General features: G+C 73.4%; 14 protein-coding genes. 13 read left to right on the forward strand and 1 reads right to left on the reverse strand.

Annotated elements, in window-relative coordinates:
- Positions 1-13: 13 nt before the first annotated feature.
- From ACZ45T_RS29210 to ACZ45T_RS29245, 8 genes are all read left to right on the forward strand, one after another.
- Positions 14-979: a LysR family transcriptional regulator gene (locus ACZ45T_RS29210; RefSeq protein ID WP_468446455.1), complete on the forward strand. Its 966-nt coding sequence runs from the start codon at positions 14-16 to the stop codon at positions 977-979.
- A gap of 97 nt (positions 980-1,076) precedes the next feature.
- A complete protein-coding gene (locus ACZ45T_RS29215) occupies positions 1,077-2,447 on the forward strand; it encodes a nitrate/nitrite transporter (RefSeq protein ID WP_468446457.1) in 1,371 nt (456 codons plus the stop codon).
- A gap of 95 nt (positions 2,448-2,542) precedes the next feature.
- A complete protein-coding gene (locus tag ACZ45T_RS29220) occupies positions 2,543-3,718 on the forward strand; it encodes a uroporphyrinogen-III synthase (protein WP_468446459.1) in 1,176 nt (391 codons plus the stop codon).
- A gap of 9 nt (positions 3,719-3,727) precedes the next feature.
- Positions 3,728-4,282 (forward strand): GNAT family N-acetyltransferase, encoded by a 555-nt coding sequence (locus ACZ45T_RS29225; protein ID WP_468446461.1) that lies wholly within the window; start codon positions 3,728-3,730, stop codon positions 4,280-4,282.
- A gap of 254 nt (positions 4,283-4,536) precedes the next feature.
- Positions 4,537-5,097 (forward strand): CGNR zinc finger domain-containing protein, encoded by a 561-nt coding sequence (locus ACZ45T_RS29230; RefSeq protein ID WP_468446463.1) that lies wholly within the window; start codon positions 4,537-4,539, stop codon positions 5,095-5,097.
- A gap of 105 nt (positions 5,098-5,202) precedes the next feature.
- On the forward strand, positions 5,203-7,509 hold the full coding sequence (locus ACZ45T_RS29235) for a HelD family protein (RefSeq protein WP_468446465.1): 2,307 nt from the start codon (positions 5,203-5,205) through the stop codon (positions 7,507-7,509).
- 447 nt (positions 7,510-7,956) lie between these two features.
- Positions 7,957-9,360: an NAD-dependent malic enzyme gene (locus tag ACZ45T_RS29240; protein ID WP_468446467.1), complete on the forward strand. Its 1,404-nt coding sequence runs from the start codon at positions 7,957-7,959 to the stop codon at positions 9,358-9,360.
- Positions 9,361-9,723: 363 nt separating this feature from the next.
- Positions 9,724-10,005 (forward strand): HU family DNA-binding protein, encoded by a 282-nt coding sequence (locus ACZ45T_RS29245; protein ID WP_007264399.1) that lies wholly within the window; start codon positions 9,724-9,726, stop codon positions 10,003-10,005.
- Positions 10,006-10,321: 316 nt separating this feature from the next.
- Here ACZ45T_RS29245 and murA read toward each other — a convergent pair whose 3' ends face one another.
- The gene (gene murA / locus ACZ45T_RS29250; RefSeq protein ID WP_326590227.1) at positions 10,322-11,662 is read right to left on the reverse strand and encodes a UDP-N-acetylglucosamine 1-carboxyvinyltransferase; all 1,341 of its coding nucleotides are present in this window, start codon (positions 11,660-11,662) and stop codon (positions 10,322-10,324) included.
- Positions 11,663-11,937: 275 nt separating this feature from the next.
- Between murA and ACZ45T_RS29255 the strand changes: the two genes are divergently transcribed.
- The 5 genes from ACZ45T_RS29255 to ACZ45T_RS29275 all read left to right on the forward strand — a co-directional run bounded on the left by ACZ45T_RS29255 (position 11,938) and on the right by ACZ45T_RS29275 (position 17,783).
- Entirely contained in the window at positions 11,938-12,498 is a 561-nt protein-coding gene (locus ACZ45T_RS29255; RefSeq protein WP_468446469.1) for a YqgE/AlgH family protein, read from the forward strand.
- Between the two features lie 28 nt (positions 12,499-12,526).
- Positions 12,527-12,811, forward strand: a complete 285-nt coding sequence (locus tag ACZ45T_RS29260; protein ID WP_063754862.1) for a DUF3039 domain-containing protein — start codon at positions 12,527-12,529, stop codon at positions 12,809-12,811.
- A gap of 146 nt (positions 12,812-12,957) precedes the next feature.
- Positions 12,958-14,595 carry a beta-N-acetylhexosaminidase gene (locus ACZ45T_RS29265; protein WP_468446472.1) on the forward strand — a complete coding sequence of 546 codons (1,638 nt, stop codon included), beginning with the start codon at positions 12,958-12,960 and terminating at the stop codon, positions 14,593-14,595.
- Between the two features lie 222 nt (positions 14,596-14,817).
- Positions 14,818-15,735, forward strand: a complete 918-nt coding sequence (locus ACZ45T_RS29270) for an FAD binding domain-containing protein (protein WP_468446474.1) — start codon at positions 14,818-14,820, stop codon at positions 15,733-15,735.
- On the forward strand, positions 15,732-17,783 hold the full coding sequence (locus ACZ45T_RS29275; protein ID WP_468446476.1) for a 2Fe-2S iron-sulfur cluster-binding protein: 2,052 nt from the start codon (positions 15,732-15,734) through the stop codon (positions 17,781-17,783). Before ACZ45T_RS29270 ends, ACZ45T_RS29275 begins: the two co-directional genes overlap by 4 nt.
- The last annotated feature ends 20 nt before the right edge of the window (positions 17,784-17,803 follow it).

The raw sequence follows: 17,803 nt of genomic DNA on the forward strand, positions 1-17,803 counted from the left end.
TTAGTCTCCGGGGATGATGCACCGCGATGTGGACCCCCGACTGCTGCGCGGGTTCGTCGCCGTCGCCGAGGAGCTGCACTTCACCCGCGCCGCCGCCCGACTGTACGTCGCCCAGCAGGCGCTCAGCCGCGACATCCGCCGGCTCGAACAGGCCCTGGGGGCCGTGCTGTTCGTCCGCACCACCCGCGCCGTCGAGCTGACCGCCGACGGGGAGCGGCTGCTGCCGCCGGCCCGCCGCGTGCTGGCCGCGCACGAGGAGCTGGCCGCCGCCTTCACCGCCCCCCGCCCGCTCCTGGTCGACCTGAACACGGCCGGGCCCAGTACGGGCCGCGTCGTCCTGGAACGGGCCCGCGAACTCGCCCCGGACTGCGAGCTGATGGCCCGCTTCGAGAGCGGGCTGACCCACGCCGCCGCCGAGATCGCGGCCGGGCGGCTCGACGTCGCCTTCGGGTACGCCGACGGGCTCGACCCGGCGCTGCGGGCGCCGCTCGCGCAGCTGCCCGTACGGTACGAGCCGCTCGCCGTCCTGCTGCCCGAGGGGCACGCCCTGGCCGCGCGGGAGGCCGTACCGCTGGACGCGCTGGCCGGGGAGACCGTGTACGCGGGCGCCGGGAACCCGCGGACCCTGGAGTGGACGGGGCTGGCGCGCGAGCTGTTCGCCGGGCGGGGCATCGAGATGGCGCCGCCCGCCCCGGTGGCGGTGGGCAAGGAGGAGTTCAGCCGGGTGATGGCCAAGACCGGCAATCCGGTGCTGGCGACCGTGGACTTCCTCGACATGCCGGGCTGCGTGAAGCGGCCGCTGACCGATCCCGTGCCCCTGTCGCCGCTGTCGATGGTGTGGCGCAAGGGCTTCGGCCATCCCGGACTGGACGCCCTGCGCGCCGCCGCCGCCTCCCTGGCCACCGAGCGGCGATGGCTGGAACCGCCGCCCGGCAGCCGGCTCCCGGCAGGGCTCACACACGCTCCGGGCGGCGGGTGAGAGCAAGGTTTCCCGGCGGTCATCCGGCGGGGACCGAGGCCGAAACGCGCCCTTCCTACGGTCGTCACCACGGACGCGACAGCTGTGGAGGCGTGTGATGACCGGTACGACCGCACCGCGCAAGGGGGGCCGCTGGATCGAGCAGTGGGATCCCGAGGACGAGACCTTCTGGAAGGAAACGGGGGAGCGGGTCGCCCGCCGCAACCTGGTCTACTCCGTGCTCTCCGAGCACATCGGGTTCTCCATCTGGTCGCTCTGGTCCGTGATGGTCCTCTTCATGGGCCCCAAGTACGGCATCGACCCGGCCGGGAAGTTCTTCCTGATCGCGACCGCCACCTTCGTCGGCGCGCTCGTGCGGGTGCCGTACACCTTCGCCGTCGCCCGCTTCGGCGGCCGCAACTGGACCGTCTTCAGCGCGCTGCTGCTGCTCGCCCCGACAGTGGCCGCGATCGTGGTCATGGAGCCCGGCACCTCGTACGGGACCTTCCTGCTCGTCGCCGCCCTCACCGGGGTGGGCGGCGGCAACTTCGCCTCCTCCATGACCAACATCAACGCCTTCTTCCCGCTGCGCAAGAAGGGCTGGGCGCTCGGCCTGAACGCCGGCGGCGGCAACATCGGCGTGCCGGTGGTCCAGCTGGCCGGACTGCTGGTCATCGCCACCGCCGGGGCCACGCACCCGCGGCTCCTGCTCGGCGCCTACATCCCGCTGATCGTGATCGCGGCCGGGCTGGCGGCCGCACGGATGGACAACCTGGCGCCCGTGCGCAACGACACCGGCGCGGTCCGCGAGGCGGTCAAGGACGCGCACACCTGGATCATGTCGTTCCTCTACATCGGGACGTTCGGGTCCTTCATCGGATACAGCTTCGCCTTCGGACTGGTCCTCCAGACCCAGTTCGGGCGCACCCCGCTCCAGGCCGCCTCGCTGACCTTCATCGGACCGCTGCTCGGATCGCTGATCCGGCCGGTGGGCGGGGCGCTGGCGGACCGGTTCGGCGGGGCGCGGATCACCCTGGGGACGTTCGTGGCGATGGCGGCGGCGACCGGAGTGGTCGTGTTCGCCTCGCAGCGGCACTCGCTGGCCGTGTTCCTCGTCGGCTTCGTGGCGCTGTTCGTCCTCTCCGGCCTCGGCAACGGATCGACGTACAAGATGATCCCGGGCATCTTCCAGGCCAAGGCGCTCGCCCGCGGCATGAGCGGCGAGGCCGCGGCGGCGTACGGGCGGCGGCTCTCCGGCGCCGCCATGGGACTGATCGGGGCGGTCGGCGCACTCGGCGGACTGGGCATCAACCTGGTCTTCCGGGAGGCGTTCCGCACCTCCGGCTCGGGCACGGCGGCCTTCGTCACCTTCCTCGGCTTCTACGCCCTGTGCTGCGCGGTGACGTGGGCGGTATACCTTCGCCGGCCGGCCGCCGCGGTGGTCCCTGCGGCCGGGGTCGAGGCGAAGCCGCAGCTCACGTCGGTGTAACCGGGGCGAAATACAGGTGAACCGAGACCGACATGCCGCCTTGGCACTCTCGGTTCACCCGTACCGCCCCCCCATGCGTCAGTAGGCAGGTCACGATGGACGACACGAAGACCGGCCCGCTCGCGGGCTTCACCGTCGGGGTCACCGCCGCCCGGCGGGCTGACGAACTCATCGCGCTGCTGCGGCGGCGCGGAGCGGCGGTGCTGCACGCCCCGGCGCTGCGGATCGTGCCGCTCGCCGACGACAGCGAGCTGCTGGCCGCCACCAAGGAACTGATCGGCCTCGCACCGGACGTGGTCGTGGCCACCACGGCCATCGGCTTCCGCGGGTGGATCGAGGCCGCCGACGGGTGGGGGGTCGGCGAGGAACTGCTGGAACGGCTGCGGGCCACCGAACTGCTGGCGCGCGGGCCGAAGGTGAAGGGGGCCATCCGGGCCGCGGGGCTCGTGGAGACCTGGTCCCCGGAGTCCGAATCGCTCGCCGAGGTGCTGCAGCGGCTGCTGTCGGCCGGGGTGGCCGGGCGGCGGATCGCGCTCCAGCTGCACGGGGAGCCCCTGCCCGGCTTCGTCGAGGCGCTGCGGGCCGGCGGGGCCGAGGTGGTCGTGGTCCCGGTGTACCGGTGGATGGCGCCGGAGGACCTCGCTCCGCTGGACCGGCTGCTGGACGCGATCGCCTGCGGCGCGGTGGACGCCGTCAGCTTCACCTCGGCGCCGGCGGCGGCCTCGCTGCTGTCGCGGGCCGAGGAGCGGGGCGTACGGGAGGCCGTGCTGGACGCGCTGCGCGGCGGGGTGCTGTCCGCGTGCGTCGGGCCGATGACCGCGCTGCCGTTGCAGGCGCACGGGGTGGACACCGTGCAGCCGGAGCGGTTCCGGCTGGGCCCGCTGGTGCAGCTGCTCTGCCAGGAGCTGCCCGGCCGGGCCCGGGTGCTGCCGGTGGCCGGGCACCGGATGGAGATCCGGGGCCACGCGGTCCTGGTGGACGAGGAGCTGCGGCCGGTGCCGCCGGCCGGCATGGCCCTGCTGCGGGCGCTGGCCCGGCGGCCGGGATGGGTGGTGGCCCGGGCGGACCTGCTGCGGACACTGCCGGGCGCGGGCCGCGACGAGCACGCGGTGGAGACGGCGATGGCCCGGCTGAGGGTGGCCCTGGGAGCGCCGAACCTGATCCAGACGGTGGTCAAGCGCGGCTACCGGCTGTCGCTGGACGCGGGCGGCGAAGCCAAGTACGGGGAGCTCCCGCTCGATGCGGTGACGGCCCGGGGGGTCCTCGGCTAGCGTGCGGGGATGATCATTGACGGGGTGGAGATGAGGGGCGTCGCGCTGGGCGACGCCGCCGGGCTGGCCGAGGCGTTCGCGCGGAACCGGGCGTACATGGCGCCCACGGAGCCGGGTCTTTTCCGGCCGGACGCGTTCTACACCGAGGCGGCGCAGCGGGAGCGGATCGAGCAGCAGCTCGAGTCACAGGCCGCCGGGCGGCTGCTGCCGTACGTGTTCGTGGACCTCGCCGACGGTGCGCCGCTGGGGACCATCAACCTCGGCAACATCCAGCACGGGCCGCTGAGCAGCGGCGGGCTCGGCTACTGGGTCGACACGGCCTGGCACGGCAAGGGACTGGCCACGGCCGCGGCCAAGGAGGTCTGCCGGATCGCCCGCGACGAGGTGGGCCTGCACCGCGTGGAGGCGGGCACGCTGGTCGACAACCTGGCCTCGCAGCGGGTGTTGGCGAAGGCGGGCTTCGAGCAGTTCGGACTCGCGCCGCGCTATCTGCACATCAACGGTGAGTGGCGCGACCACTGCCTGTTCCAGCGGCTGCTGCACGACGACCCGCCGCCCCTTTAGCCCCGCCGCACCGTTCCAGCCTCGCCGGCGTTTGAGGCGCGGGGGTCCGGGGAGCAGCGCCCCCGGCAACGGTGCCGCATCCGGAACCAAGCGGTTCGGCGCCCGCGCCGCTGCTGGGGCTCCGCCCCACACCCCGCGCCTCAAACGCCGACGAGGCTGGATGTGGCAGCCGGAGCCCCACCGGTTCGGGGGCTTCCGTTGCGACCCGCCGGGCGGCAATCTGGTACGGCACCCCACGACGGGAGGCTGACGGCATGCGGTTCGACTGCGGGCGGGTCTGCCTGGACCTGGTGGCCACCTTCGCCCCCCGCGAGGGGATCCGGGACGGCGACGCGCTGCGGCTCTGGCTCGCCGGGGCCGGGCTGGTGCCCGACCGGACTCCGCTCGCCCGGGTGGGGCCCGACTGGGCCGCCGCCTTCCGGGCCCTGCGCGCCGACGTGGAGACCCTCGTACGGGCCGAGCTGATCGGGAGCGATCCCGACGAGAGCGCCCTGGCCCGGGTCAACGCGCTGGCTGCCGGACCACCCCCCGGGCTGTGTGCCGTACGGGACCAAGAAGGGCACCTCGTACGGGAGTTGTGCGGCGGTGTGGAGTGCGGGGCGCTGCTCGCGGCCGTGGCCCGCGACGCCGTCGAGCTGCTCACCGACCCCGGCGACCTGGCGTTGCTGCGGGCCTGCGAGGGCGACGGCTGCACCCGGGTCTACCTGGACACTTCCCGCGGCCACCGGCGCCGCTGGTGCTCCAGCGAGCTGTGCGGCAACCGGGAGCGGGTCGCCCGGCACCGCCGCCGGGCCCTGGCCGCCGGGTCCGCGTGACCCGCTGACCGGCAAGGCACCCCCCGGTTCCGGAACGGGCGTGCGGACAGGGGCCCGATTCGCGTACGGTTGACGGTCGCCCATGCACGTCAGAAGGGGGCCTTGGTGGCCGCGCAGAATGCCGCTGTCGACAGCACGGCGGATTCCGTCCGCGATCGGGAGATCGCGGTCGAGCAGACGCATCTCGACCAGGTGTACCGACGCCTTGAGGAGAAGATCCACGAGGCCGAGTTCCTCATGAACGACGCCGCCAAGCGCGGCCAGGTGGGGACGCCCGGCGCGCTCGCCGAGCGCGACGCGCAGGTCTTCCGGGCGGGCATCCACCTGAACCGGCTCAACAACGAGTTCGAGGACTTCCTCTTCGGCCGCATCGACCTGGTGCTCGGCAAGGACGGGGAGAAGGGCCCGGACGGCGCGTACACCTCGGTCGAGCCGGCCGACGACGCGATCCGCGAGGACCTCACCGCCGACATCGCCGAGACGCTGCACATCGGCCGCATCGGAGTCCTCGACTCCGACTACGCGCCGCTGGTCATCGACTGGCGCGCGCCCGCCGCCGCGCCGTTCTACCGCTCCACGCCCAAGGACCCCGGCCGCGTCGTGCGCCGCCGCGTCATCCGCTCCAAGGGCCGCAAGGTGCTGGGCGTCGAGGACGACCTGATGCGTCCCGAGGTCACCGCCTCCCTGAACGGCCAGGAGCTCCCCGCCATCGGCGACGGCGCGCTGATGGCCGCCCTGGGGCGGGCCCGTACGCACTCCATGCGCGACATCGTCTCGTCCATCCAGGCCGAGCAGGACCTGGTCATCCGGGCCCCCGCCGCGTCCGTCGCCGAGGTCGCCGGCGGCCCCGGCACGGGCAAGACCGCCGTCGCCCTGCACCGCGCCGCCTACCTGCTCTACCAGGACCGGCGCCGCTACTCCGGCGGCATCCTGATCGTCTCCCCGACGCCGCTGCTCGTCGCCTACACCGAGGGCGTGCTGCCCTCCCTCGGCGAGGAGGGCCAGGTGGCCATCCGGGCGCTCGGCTCGCTCGTCGACGGCGCGGAGGCCACCACGTACGACTCCCCGGCCGTGGCCCGCGTCAAGGGCACCTCCCGGATGCTCAAGGTGCTCCGCAAGGCCGTACGGGGCGCACTGGAGCTCGGCGGCGCCCCCGACCGGCTGCGCGTGGTGGCCTTCGGCCGCCGCCAGGAGCTGGAGGCCGACGAGCTGAACCGGATCCGGCAGAACGTGCTCAGCGGCACCGCCCCCGTCAACCTGCTGCGCCCGCGCGCCCGCAAGCTGCTGCTCGACGCCCTCTACGCGAAGTCGGGCGGCGCCGGCCGGCACAGCGACCCCGAGCTGGCCGCCGAGCTGCGCTCCGCCTTCGACGAGGACATCTCCACCGAGGACGCCTTCATCGGCTTCCTGAACGCCTGGTGGCCCGAGCTCACCCCGCGCGCCGTGCTCGCCGCGCTGGCCGACGAGCGCCACCTGGGCCGCTGGGCGCGCCGGGACCTGAACCAGCGCGAGATCCGCCAGCTCGCCCGCTCGCTGCGCCGGGTGGGCCCGGACGGCAAGGGCCCGCTGTCGGTGCACGACGTGGCGCTGCTCGACGAGCTCCAGCTGCTGCTCGGCGCCCCCGCCCGGCCCAAGCGCAAGCGGGAGATGGACCCGTTGGACCAGCTCAGCGGGCTGGAGGAACTGATGCCGACCCGCGAGGAGACCCAGTGGGAGCGGGCCGAGCGGCTCGCGGCGGAGCGCACCGAGTACGCGCACGTCATCGTGGACGAGGCCCAGGACCTGACGCCGATGCAGTGGCGGATGGTGGGCCGCCGGGGCCGGATGGGCACCTGGACGGTGGTCGGCGACCCGGCGCAGTCCTCCTGGACCGACCAGGAGGAGGCGGCCGCGGCCCGCGACGAGGCCCTGGGCAGCCGGCCGCGCCGGCGGTTCACGCTGACCGTGAACTACCGCAACCCGGCGGAGGTCGCCGAGGTCGCGTCCCGGGTGCTGCGCCTGGCGATGCCGGGGATGGAGCCGCCCACGGCGGTGCGCTCCACGGGCCTGGAGCCCCGTTTCACGGCCGCCGGGAGCGATCTCGGCTCCGCGGTCCGGGAGGAGACCCGGCGGCTGCTGGAGCAGGTCGACGGCACCGTCGGCGTGGTCGTGGCCATGGACCGGCGCGAGCAGGCCGCGGGCTGGCTCGCCGACCTGGGCGGGCGGGCGGTGGCGCTGGGCAGCCTGGAGGCCAAGGGCCTGGAGTACGACGCCACGGTGGTCGTCTCCCCGGCGGAGATCGCGGACGAGTCCCCGGCGGGCCTGCGGGTGCTGTACGTGGCGCTGACGCGCGCGACGCAGCAGCTGACGGTGGTCTCGGCAGACCGGGACAAGCCCGACGCGGACGGGGTGCCGGAGCTGCTGCTGCCGTAGGCGGTGCCCGGGGGCGGGCTTCGTAGGGCCGTATGGTCCGCGGCCAGGAGCGTGGTGCTTTTGAACCGACTTCGAGCAGGGGGGCCCGTTCCGGCGATCCTTTGTTAGCCTGGGTACGGCACCGACTCGATCCAAGCCCCCGGGCCCAACCTTCGTCGCTTAGAGCGACCACTTGCCGCGAGGCGAGCATGGCGGGTCGGTGTCATATACGTGTGCATCACCAGGTCCGCGCCCTCCACCAGTGGAGGGCGCGGACCTGTTTCGTATGGACCCACCATTCCGAACACCCGTGCAATCTCGTATGGTGGAAGAGTCTTTCCGAAATTTGTAGCTGGTTACCTTGTACTGGCTGGTAGGTGGGACGATCGGACAACAGGTCCTGCAACACCTGGTGTGTAGCGGGCCCTGCGTGTACAGGGAACCAGGGACAGAAGAGGAAACACGGCCATGGCAACGGCGCCCAGCGTCTCGTATTCGATGACGGTCCGTCTGGAAGTGCCCGCGAGCGGAACCGCGGTCTCCCAGCTCACCACCGCCGTGGAGTCCTCCGGCGGCTCGGTCACCGGCCTCGACGTGACCGCCTCCGGCCACGAGAAGCTCCGGATCGACGTCACCATCGCCGCGACCTCCACCGCGCACGCGGACGAGATCGTCGAGAAGCTGCGCGGGATCGAGGGCGTCAGCCTCGGCAAGGTCTCCGACCGCACCTTCCTGATGCACCTCGGCGGCAAGATCGAGATGGCGTCCAAGCACCCCATCCGCAACCGTGACGACCTCTCGATGATCTACACCCCGGGCGTGGCCCGCGTGTGCATGGCGATCGCCGAGAACCCCGAGGACGCGCGCCGCCTGACCATCAAGCGCAACTCCGTCGCAGTCGTGACGGACGGCTCCGCCGTACTGGGCCTGGGCAACATCGGTCCGATGGCCGCGCTGCCCGTCATGGAGGGCAAGGCGGCCCTCTTCAAGCGCTTCGCGGGCATCGACGCCTGGCCGATCTGCCTCGACACCCAGGACAGCGACGAGATCGTCGCCATCGTCAAGGCCATCGCCCCGGGCTTCGCCGGCATCAACCTGGAGGACATCTCCGCGCCGCGCTGCTTCGAGATCGAGGCCCGCCTGCGCGAGGCCCTCGACATCCCCGTCTTCCACGACGACCAGCACGGCACCGCGATCGTCGTGCTCGCCGCCCTCACCAACGCACTGCGCGTAGTGGGCAAGGCAGTTGGGGACGTCAAGGTCGTCATGTCGGGCGCCGGCGCGGCCGGTACCGCCATCCTCAAGCTGCTCCTCGCGGCGGGCGTCAAGAACGCCGTCAGCGCCGACATCCACGGCGTCGTGCACGCGGACCGCCCCGACCTCGTCGACGCCGCCCCCGACTCCCCGCTGCGCTGGATCGCCGACAACACCAACCCCGAGGGCTACACGGGCACGTTGAAGGAGGCCGTGGTCGGCGCCGACGTCTTCATCGGCGTCTCGGCCCCGAACGTGCTCTCCGGCGAGGACGTCGCCGCCATGGCCGAAGGCGCGATCGTGTTCGCGCTCGCGAACCCGGACCCCGAGGTGGACCCGGCCGTCGCCCGCCAGACCGCCGCCGTCGTCGCCACCGGACGCTCCGACTTCCCGAACCAGATCAACAACGTGCTGGTCTTCCCGGGTGTCTTCCGCGGCCTGCTGGACGCCCAGTCCCGCACGGTGAACACCGACATGATGCTGGCCGCCGCGGCCGCCCTGGCGGACGTCGTCGGCGAGGACGAGCTGAACGCGAACTACATCATCCCGTCGGTGTTCAACGACAAGGTCGCGGGCGCGGTCGCGGGCGCCGTCCGCAAGGCCGCCTCGGCGGGCTGAGAGCCGACGCGAAGCCGGTGGGGCGGTCCTTGTGACCGCCCTCACGGACTGCCGCTCCCGGCGCGTCGCGAGATGCGGGCCCGGCGGGCCGCCTCTAGGGTTGCGGGGATGCCCGCGAGGTCCGCGGTCCGCAGCGGCGTGTGAGCGAGGGCGTGGACGGAGCGTCACCGCTGGGTGACTGTGGCGCTTTTCGTGTGACCCCGGCGGGTGCCGGATTGGCTTTCCCGCCGCTGGTGGGGGCAGGATGCGTAACCGGGCGAGAGGGTCTGACGTTCAGACCCGGGTCCGGGGACTGTCCTAGGGCCCTGGCAGCATCGGCTTCGATCTCACGCCTCTAAGGCAAGTTGAACACGGGAGTACAACATGAACCGCAGTGAGCTGGTGGCCGCTCTGTCCGAGCGCGCCGAGGTGACCCGCAAGGACGCCGACGCCGTTCTGGCCGCGCTCGCCGAGACCGTCGGCGAGATTGTCGCCAAGGGCGACGAGAAGGTCACCATCCCCGGCTTCCTGACCTTCGAGCGCACCCACCGTGCCGCTCGCACCGCGCGCAACCCGCAGACCGGCGACCCCATCCAGATCCCGGCCGGCTACAGCGTGAAGGTCTCCGCGGGCTCCAAGCTCAAGGAAGCCGCCAAGGGCAAGTAGTCCTGCCCCCGGCGCCGAAGGCCGCACCGGCCTTTGGAACGGCAGCAGTGCGCAGTAATACGTAGTACGGCGAAGGGCGGTCACCCCAGGAGGGGCGGCCGCCCTTCTGCCTTGTCCGGGGCCGGTTTTGGGCCGGTCCGGGGCGGGCGCGGGGCCGCGCAGGCCGGGAGCGGGCCCGTGCAGGCCCGTGCAGGCCCTGCGCAGGGCCCCGTACGGCCCGCACGGCCCCTGGACGGGCCCAGGAGGCACGGGAAAGCCCCCCGGGCCCTTGCGGGGGCCCGGGGGGCTCAGTCCGTACGGCAGGACGCGGTACGGCTCAGACGAGGTCGCCGCCCGGGAGTTCGACCTTCGCGCCGAGCTCGACGAGCTTCTCCATGAAGTTCTCGTAGCCGCGGTTGATCAGGTCGATGCCGTGGACCCGCGAAGTGCCCTCGGCCGCCAGCGCCGCGATCAGGTACGAGAACCCGCCGCGCAGGTCGGGGATGACCAGGTCGGCGCCCTGCAGCTTGGTGGGGCCGGAGACGACCGCCGAGTGCAGGAAGTTGCGCTGGCCGAAACGGCAGGCCGAGCCGCCCAGGCACTCCCGGTACAGCTGGATGTGAGCACCCATCTGGTTGAGCGCGGAGGTGAAGCCGAGCCGCGACTCGTAGACCGTCTCGTGGACGATCGACAGGCCGGAGGCCTGCGTCAGCGCCACCACGAGCGGCTGCTGCCAGTCGGTCTGGAAACCGGGGTGTACGTCGGTCTCCAGCGCGATGGCCTTGAGCGGGCCGCCCGGGTGCCAGAAGCGGATGCCGTCGTCGTCGATCTCGAACGCCCCGCCGACCCGGCGGAAGGTGTTCAGGAAGGTCATCATCGAGCGCTGCTGTGCGCCGCGCACGTAGATGTTGCCGCCGGTGGCCAGGGCCGCGGAAGCCCAGGAGGCCGCCTCCAGGCGGTCCGGGAGCGCCTTGTGGTTGTAGCCGCCGAGGCGGTCGACACCGGTGATCCGGATGGTCCGGTCGGTGTCGACGGAGATGATCGCGCCCATCTTCTGCAGGACGCAGATGAGGTCCTCGATCTCCGGCTCCACCGCGGCGTTGCTGAGCTCGGTGACGCCCTCGGCCAGGACGGCCGTCAGCAGCACCTGCTCGGTCGAGCCGACCGACGGGTAGGGCAGGCGGATCTTGCAGCCGCGAAGGCGCTGCGGGGCCTCCAGGTACTGGCCGCCCTCGCGCTTCTCGATGGTCGCGCCGAACTGGCGGAGCACGTCGAAGTGGAAGTCGATCGGCCGTCCGCCGATGTCGCAGCCGCCGAGGCCCGGGATGAAGGCGTGGCCGAGGCGGTGCAGCAGGGGGCCGCAGAACAGGATCGGGATGCGCGACGAGCCCGCGTGGGCGTCGATGTCGGCGACGTTGGCGCTCTCGACGTGGGTGGGGTCGAGCACCAGCTCGCCCGGCTCCTCGCCGGGACGGACCGTCACGCCGTGCAGCTGGAGCAGCCCGCGCACGACCCGCACGTCACGGATGTCGGGAACGTTGCGCAGCCGGCTGGGTTCGCTGCCGAGCAGAGCGGCGACCATGGCCTTGGGCACGAGGTTCTTCGCACCGCGGACACGGATCTCGCCCTCAAGCGGGGTACCGCCGTGGACAAGCAGGACATCGTCTGTGCCGGTCATGAATCTCGCGTTCCGGAGTGGGGTGGGCAGGGGGCCAGGGAAAAGGGTAAGGGCCACCACCCCCTTGTTCGTAAGGCAGACGTGGCCGTAGGACTGTCATGAATTCGGCACAACACCCTCCGTACCGACCACATGGCGGAGCGTTGCGTTCCGGCGAGGTGTCCCGTTGGGCCGTCCGTGCGCGCTCCTTCCTGCTGCCGTGCGCCCTGAGCTGCGTACGATCCGATCTCTCCGCCCGCTCCCCGTAATCGGCGAATGTGCGGGATCATGGCGGCATGACCGAGGTGTCCTCCCTCACAGGGCGGCTGCTCGTGGCCACCCCCACCCTCGCGGACCCGAATTTCGACCGCGCGGTGGTGCTGCTGCTCGACCACGACGAGCAGGGCTCGCTCGGCGTGGTCCTCAACCGGCCGACTCCCGTGGGAGTCGGTGACGTCCTGCTGCCCTGGGCGCCCCTGGCCGGCGCCCCGGGCGTGGTCTTCCAGGGCGGGCCCGTGGCGCTGGACTCGGCGCTCGGGTTGGCCGTCATCCCGGGCGAGGAGGGCCCCCTCGGCTGGCGCCGGGTGCACGGGGCGATCGGGCTGGTCGACCTGGAGGCGCCGCCGGAACTGCTGGCCGCGGCCCTGGGCGGCCTGCGGATCTTCGCCGGCTACTCGGGCTGGGGCCCGGGCCAGCTGGAGGCGGAGCTGGGCGACGGCGCCTGGTACGTGGTGGAGTCGGAGCCCGGCGACGTGTCCTTCCCGGATCCGGAACGGCTGTGGCGGGCGGTGCTGCGCCGCCAGCGCAGCGAACTCGCGATGGTCGCCACCTATCCGGACGACCCGTCGCTCAACTGACGGGCGCGCGGTTAAGTACCCTGGGTCCATGAGCACTCTTGAGCCCGAGCGCGGGACTGGCACGGGAACCCTCGTAGAGCCGACGCCGCAGGTGTCGCACGGTGACGGCGACCACGAGCGCTTCGCCCACTACGTCCAGAAGGACAAGATCATGGCGAGCGCGCTCGACGGGACCCCCGTCGTCGCGCTCTGCGGCAAGGTCTGGGTACCGGGTCGGGACCCGAAGAAGTACCCGGTCTGCCCCATGTGCAAGGAGATCTACGAGTCCATGGGCCCCGGTGGGGACAAGGACAAGGGCGGCAAGGACCAGTAGGTCCAACCCCTCCTGGCAGGACCAAGGCCCCCGGGGCGCGCATTGTCGCGCCGCGGGGGCCTTCTGCGTACTAGGGTCGGCGCGACGAGCGCTCTGTGGAACGGGTGTTGCGCAGGGTGCAACAGGCTGCTGCGAAGGGCTGACGCATGGACCTGATCCCCGCACCCCGGGTCGCCGTCTTCGACGAGGACGGGCTCCGCTACGAGTTCGGCCCCGAGCCGGCCCTCGCGGCCGGTCCCGGCACGCAGGGCGTGGCGCGTCTGCTTCGCCGGGAGCTCGGTGCGGCCACCGGCTGGAGCCTGCCGGCCGCCGGGCCCGGTGCGGCCGCGGACGTGACGCTGCGCCTGGACCCGGAGGGCGCGGAGCGGCCGGGGCCCGAGTCGTACGGGATCACGGTCGACGCCACGGGCGTCGAGCTGGTGGGTGCGAGCGAGGCCGGGCTGTTCTGGGGCTTCCAGACGCTGCGTCAGCTGCTGGGGCCGGACGCCTACCGCAAGGCGCCGCTGCCCGGGCGCGCGTGGAGCCTGCCCTGTGGGCGGATCGCCGACAGCCCCCGCTTCGGGTGGCGCGGGCTGATGCTCGACGTCGCCCGGCACTTCATGCCCAAGGACGGGGTGCTGCGCTACATCGACCTGCTCGCCGCGCACAAGCTCAACGTGCTGCACCTGCACCTGACGGACGACCAGGGCTGGCGGATCGAGATCAAGCGCCACCCGCGCCTCACCGAGGTCGGCGCGTGGCGGGCGCGCAGCCGGTGGGGGCACCGGGCCTCGCCGCTGTGGAACGAGACCCCGCACGGCGGCTACTACACCCAGGACGACATCCGCGAGATCGTCGCGTACGCCGCCGAGCGGCACGTACGGGTGGTCCCGGAGATCGACGTACCGGGGCATTCGCAGGCCGCGATCGCCGCGTACCCGGAGCTGGGGAACACGGACGTGGTCGACACCTCGGCGCTGGAGGTGTGGGACGACTGGGGGATCACCGAGAACGTGCTCGCGCCGACCGAGGGGGTGCTGCGGTTCTACGAGGGGGTCTTCGAGGAGCTGCTGGAGCTGTTCCCGGCGGAGGTCTCGCCCTTCGTGCACGTGGGCGGGGACGAGTGCCCCAAGGCGCAGTGGCAGGCCTCCCGGGCGGCGCAGGAGCGGATCCGCGAGCTGGGGGTGGACGGGGAGGACGGGCTCCAGTCCTGGTTCATCCGGCACTTCGACGGCTGGCTCGCGCAGCGCGGGCGGCGGCTGATCGGGTGGGACGAGATCCTGGAGGGCGGGCTCGCGCCGGGGGCGGCCGTGTCCTCGTGGCGCGGTTACGGGGGCGGCGTCGCCGCCGCCGAGGCCGGGCACGACGTGGTGATGTGCCCCGAGCAGCAGGTGTACTTGGACCACCGCCAGGCGGGCGGCGGGGACGAGCCGGTGCCCATCGGGTACGTGCGTTCGCTGGAGGACGTGTACCGGTTCGAGCCGGTGCCGGCGAAGCTGTCGCCGGAGGCCGCCGCGCACGTGCTGGGCGCGCAGGCCAACGTGTGGACCGAGGTGATGGAGAACCAGAGCCGGGTCGACTACCAGGTGTTCCCGCGGCTGGCGGCCTTCGCGGAGGTGGTGTGGTCGCGGCTGCCGGAGCCGGAGCGGCGGGACTTCGCGGGGTTCGAGGGGCGTGTGACGGCGCACTGCGGGCGGCTGGACGCGCTGGGGGTCGGCTACCGGCCGCCGGGCGGCCCGCTGCCGTGGCAGCGGCGGCCCGGGGTGCTCGGACGCCCGATCGAGGGCGAGCCCCCGAACGCATGACGAAGGGAACCGGAACTCTATCTAGATGTCCGGTTATACGGGGAAAAACGGGCGATCTGTGGGAGGTGTGCGGGGCGGGGTGCGCAGGGGGGCACCCGGCGGACCCTCGCGCCGGGCGGTCCGGAAGATGTGCCAGAGTTGCCACCTCCCGGCGGTGAGCACGTACCGTACGGCGGACAGGCGTGAGCGCCGGGACCGGGACATCGGGAAGGGGCAGCTGGGTTGACCACGCACGCACCGCACGCACCGCACGCACAGGATTCATCTCAGCGGGCCCACGGGGCGCAGGCGGCGCAGTCCGTGACGCTGCCGGCCTCGCTGGACGAGGCCGTGGCGGCGCTCACCGCCATGCCCGCCGCCGTTCCCGTCGCCGGGGGCACCGACCTCATGGCCGCCGTCAACGCGGGGCTGCTGCGGCCCGCCGCGCTGGTGAGCCTGGGCCGGATCAACGAGATCCGCGGCTGGCAGTACCAGGACGGCCACGCGCTGCTCGGCGCGGGCCTCACCCACGCACGGATGGGGCGGCCGGATTTCGCCGCCCTGATCCCCGCGCTGGCGGCCGCGGCGCGCGCCGCCGGGCCCCCGCAGATCCGCAACGCCGGCACCCTCGGCGGGAACATCGCCACGGCCGCGCCCACGGGTGACGCACTGCCCGTGCTGGCCGCGCTGGAGGCCGTACTGGTGATCGTCGGGCCGGGAGGCCGGCGCGAGATCCCGGTGTCGCACCTGCTGGCCGGCCGGGAGATGCTGCGGCCCGGTGAGCTGATCGGCTTCGTACGGGTGCCGCTGCTGCACGCGCCGCAGGTGTTCCTGAAGGCCACGGGGCGTACGGGTCCGGGGCGCGCGGTGGCGTCCGTGGGGCTCGTACTGGACCCCGCGCGCCGGGGCGTGCGCTGCGCGATCGGCGCGGTCGCCCCGATGCCGCTGCGGCCGCTGGAGGCCGAGCAGTGGGTGGCCTCGCTGATCGACTGGGACGGCGAGCGGAGCCTGGCCCCCGAGGCGCTGGAGGCCTTCGGCGAGTACGTCGCGGCCGCCTGTGTGCCCGACCAGGGGGAACCGGTGGCTCCGGGTGTACTGCATCTGCGGCGGACGGTGGCCGTGCTGGCACGCAGGGCCCTGGGGAGGGCGCTGACCTCATGAGCGAGAACGAGAACGAGAACGTGACCCAGGGGAACGGCACGGCGGGCTGGGGCTGGGAACCCGTCCCGCAGGGCGGCGAGTACGACTCGGACGCCACGGCCTTCGTGAAACTGCCGCAGGACATGCTGGACGCGCTCGGGACCGGCGAGCCCCTCGCGGCGCCCGGCCACGGCTACGTGCCGCCGCCGATGATCGTCCCGCTCGGCTCGGCCAGCACGGATCCGTCGGCCACCGGTACGTGGACCATCCCGGTGCAGTGGCCCGAGGCGCCGGGTTCGGCTCCGGCCGGGCAGGCGCCCGCGGCGGGCGCGGGGTCCGCGTCGGTGGGCGGGCCGATTCCGGCGTCGATCCCGATTCCGGCGTCGGTGGCGGCGGCGTTCGCCGAGGCTGAGCCGGAGCCGGTGGCAGCGCCCGTGCACGATCCGGGGGCTACGGCCGAGTGGCGGTTCCCCGAGGTGGCGCAGGAGCCGCAGGGTGCGGCTGCGACGGATTCGGATGCGTCTTCGGCCACAGGGCAGTGGGCCGTTCCCGAGGCGCAGGGTGATTTCCGGCCGAGCGCGCTGGACGCCGACTGGAGCCAGGCCCCGGCGACGCTGCCGGGCGGCGCCCCGGCCCCGTGGGCCTACCTGACGCAGCAGCCCGCCGGGGACCCGAACGCCGGCGTGCTGCCGGGCACGGACGACGCGGCGGCCGCCGCCGCCACGGCGCATGCCGCCGGGCGGCTGCTCGGGGGGCCCGGAGTGGGCGCCCTCGGACGCGGGCCGCGCGTGCTGGGCGGCCCCGGTGTGGGCACCCCGCTCCCGGAGGGCGAGCCGGCGCATCCGGCCCCGCACGACATCGAGGCCGCGCACGGCCCGGCGGCGGAGCAGGCCGAGGACGTCCGCGGCGCAGCCGATCACGCGGAGTACGCGGGGCCGGTCGGGCACGTGGATCACGCGGGGTTTGCCGGCGGGCACGCCGAGCCGGTGCAGGCCGCGGGTACCGACGGGCACGGTTTCATGGCCTTCGGGCACGCGGTCGAAGCGGGCGGGAGCGCCGAGCCGGCGCAGGCCGCTGAGCCCACCGCGCCCGCCGAGACCGTCGCGCCCGCCGCGCCCGCCGAGCATGTCGCCGCCGCCGCCGAGCAGGCGGTGGTTTCCGGCGGCCTGGACCTCTTCGGTGGGGTGCGCGCCGAGGCGGCGCCCGCCGAGGCGCGGGTCGCCGAGGCGCTGGCCGTCGAGCCCGCGCCGGAGCCCGCCGATACCGACGGGCACGCCTTCGCGGAATCCGCCGGACCCGCGCCGGAGCCCGCCGACACGGACGGGCGGGGCTTCGCCGAGGCCGCCCCGGTGCCGGGGGAGATCCCGGCCGGCCGTACTCCGGGTGAGGACACCGCCGACAGCGGTGTGGAACTCCCGGACGCGGGTACCGCCGAAGGTTTCCCGGCTGAGGTGGCGACGTACGAAGAAGAAGCGGCAGCCGAGGCCGTCGCCCACCACGAGCACCCGCACGCCTCCTACGTCCTGCGCGTCAACGGCGCCGACCGCCCCGTCACCGGTGCCTGGATCGGCGAGTCCCTCCTCTACGTGCTGCGCGAGCGCCTCGGCCTCGCCGGCGCCAAGGACGGCTGCTCGCAGGGCGAGTGCGGCGCCTGCGCCGTGCAGGTCGACGGCCGGCTCGTTGCCTCCTGCCTGGTGCCGGCCGCCACGGCCGCCGGGAGCGAAGTCCGGACCGTCGAGGGTCTCGCGACGGGCGGGGAACTCTCGGACGTGCAGCAGGCGTTGTGCAGGTCGGGTGCGGTGCAGTGCGGGTTCTGCGTGCCCGGCATGGCCATGACCATCCACGACCTGCTTGAGGGCAATCACGCCCCCAGCGAGCTGGAGACCCGGCAGGCGCTGTGCGGCAACCTCTGCCGCTGCTCCGGCTACTCGGGGGTCATCGACGCCGTGCGCGAGGTCGTGGCCGAGCGCGAGGCGGCGGCCGCCGAGCCCGCGGCTTCGCCGGAGCCCCGCATCCCGCACCAGGCAGCGCCCGGCGAGGGCGGCATCCACCACGGAGGCACGGCGTGAGCGGGCAGGACGCGGCGACG

This window comes from Streptomyces sp. NPDC030995 (genome assembly GCF_055571215.1).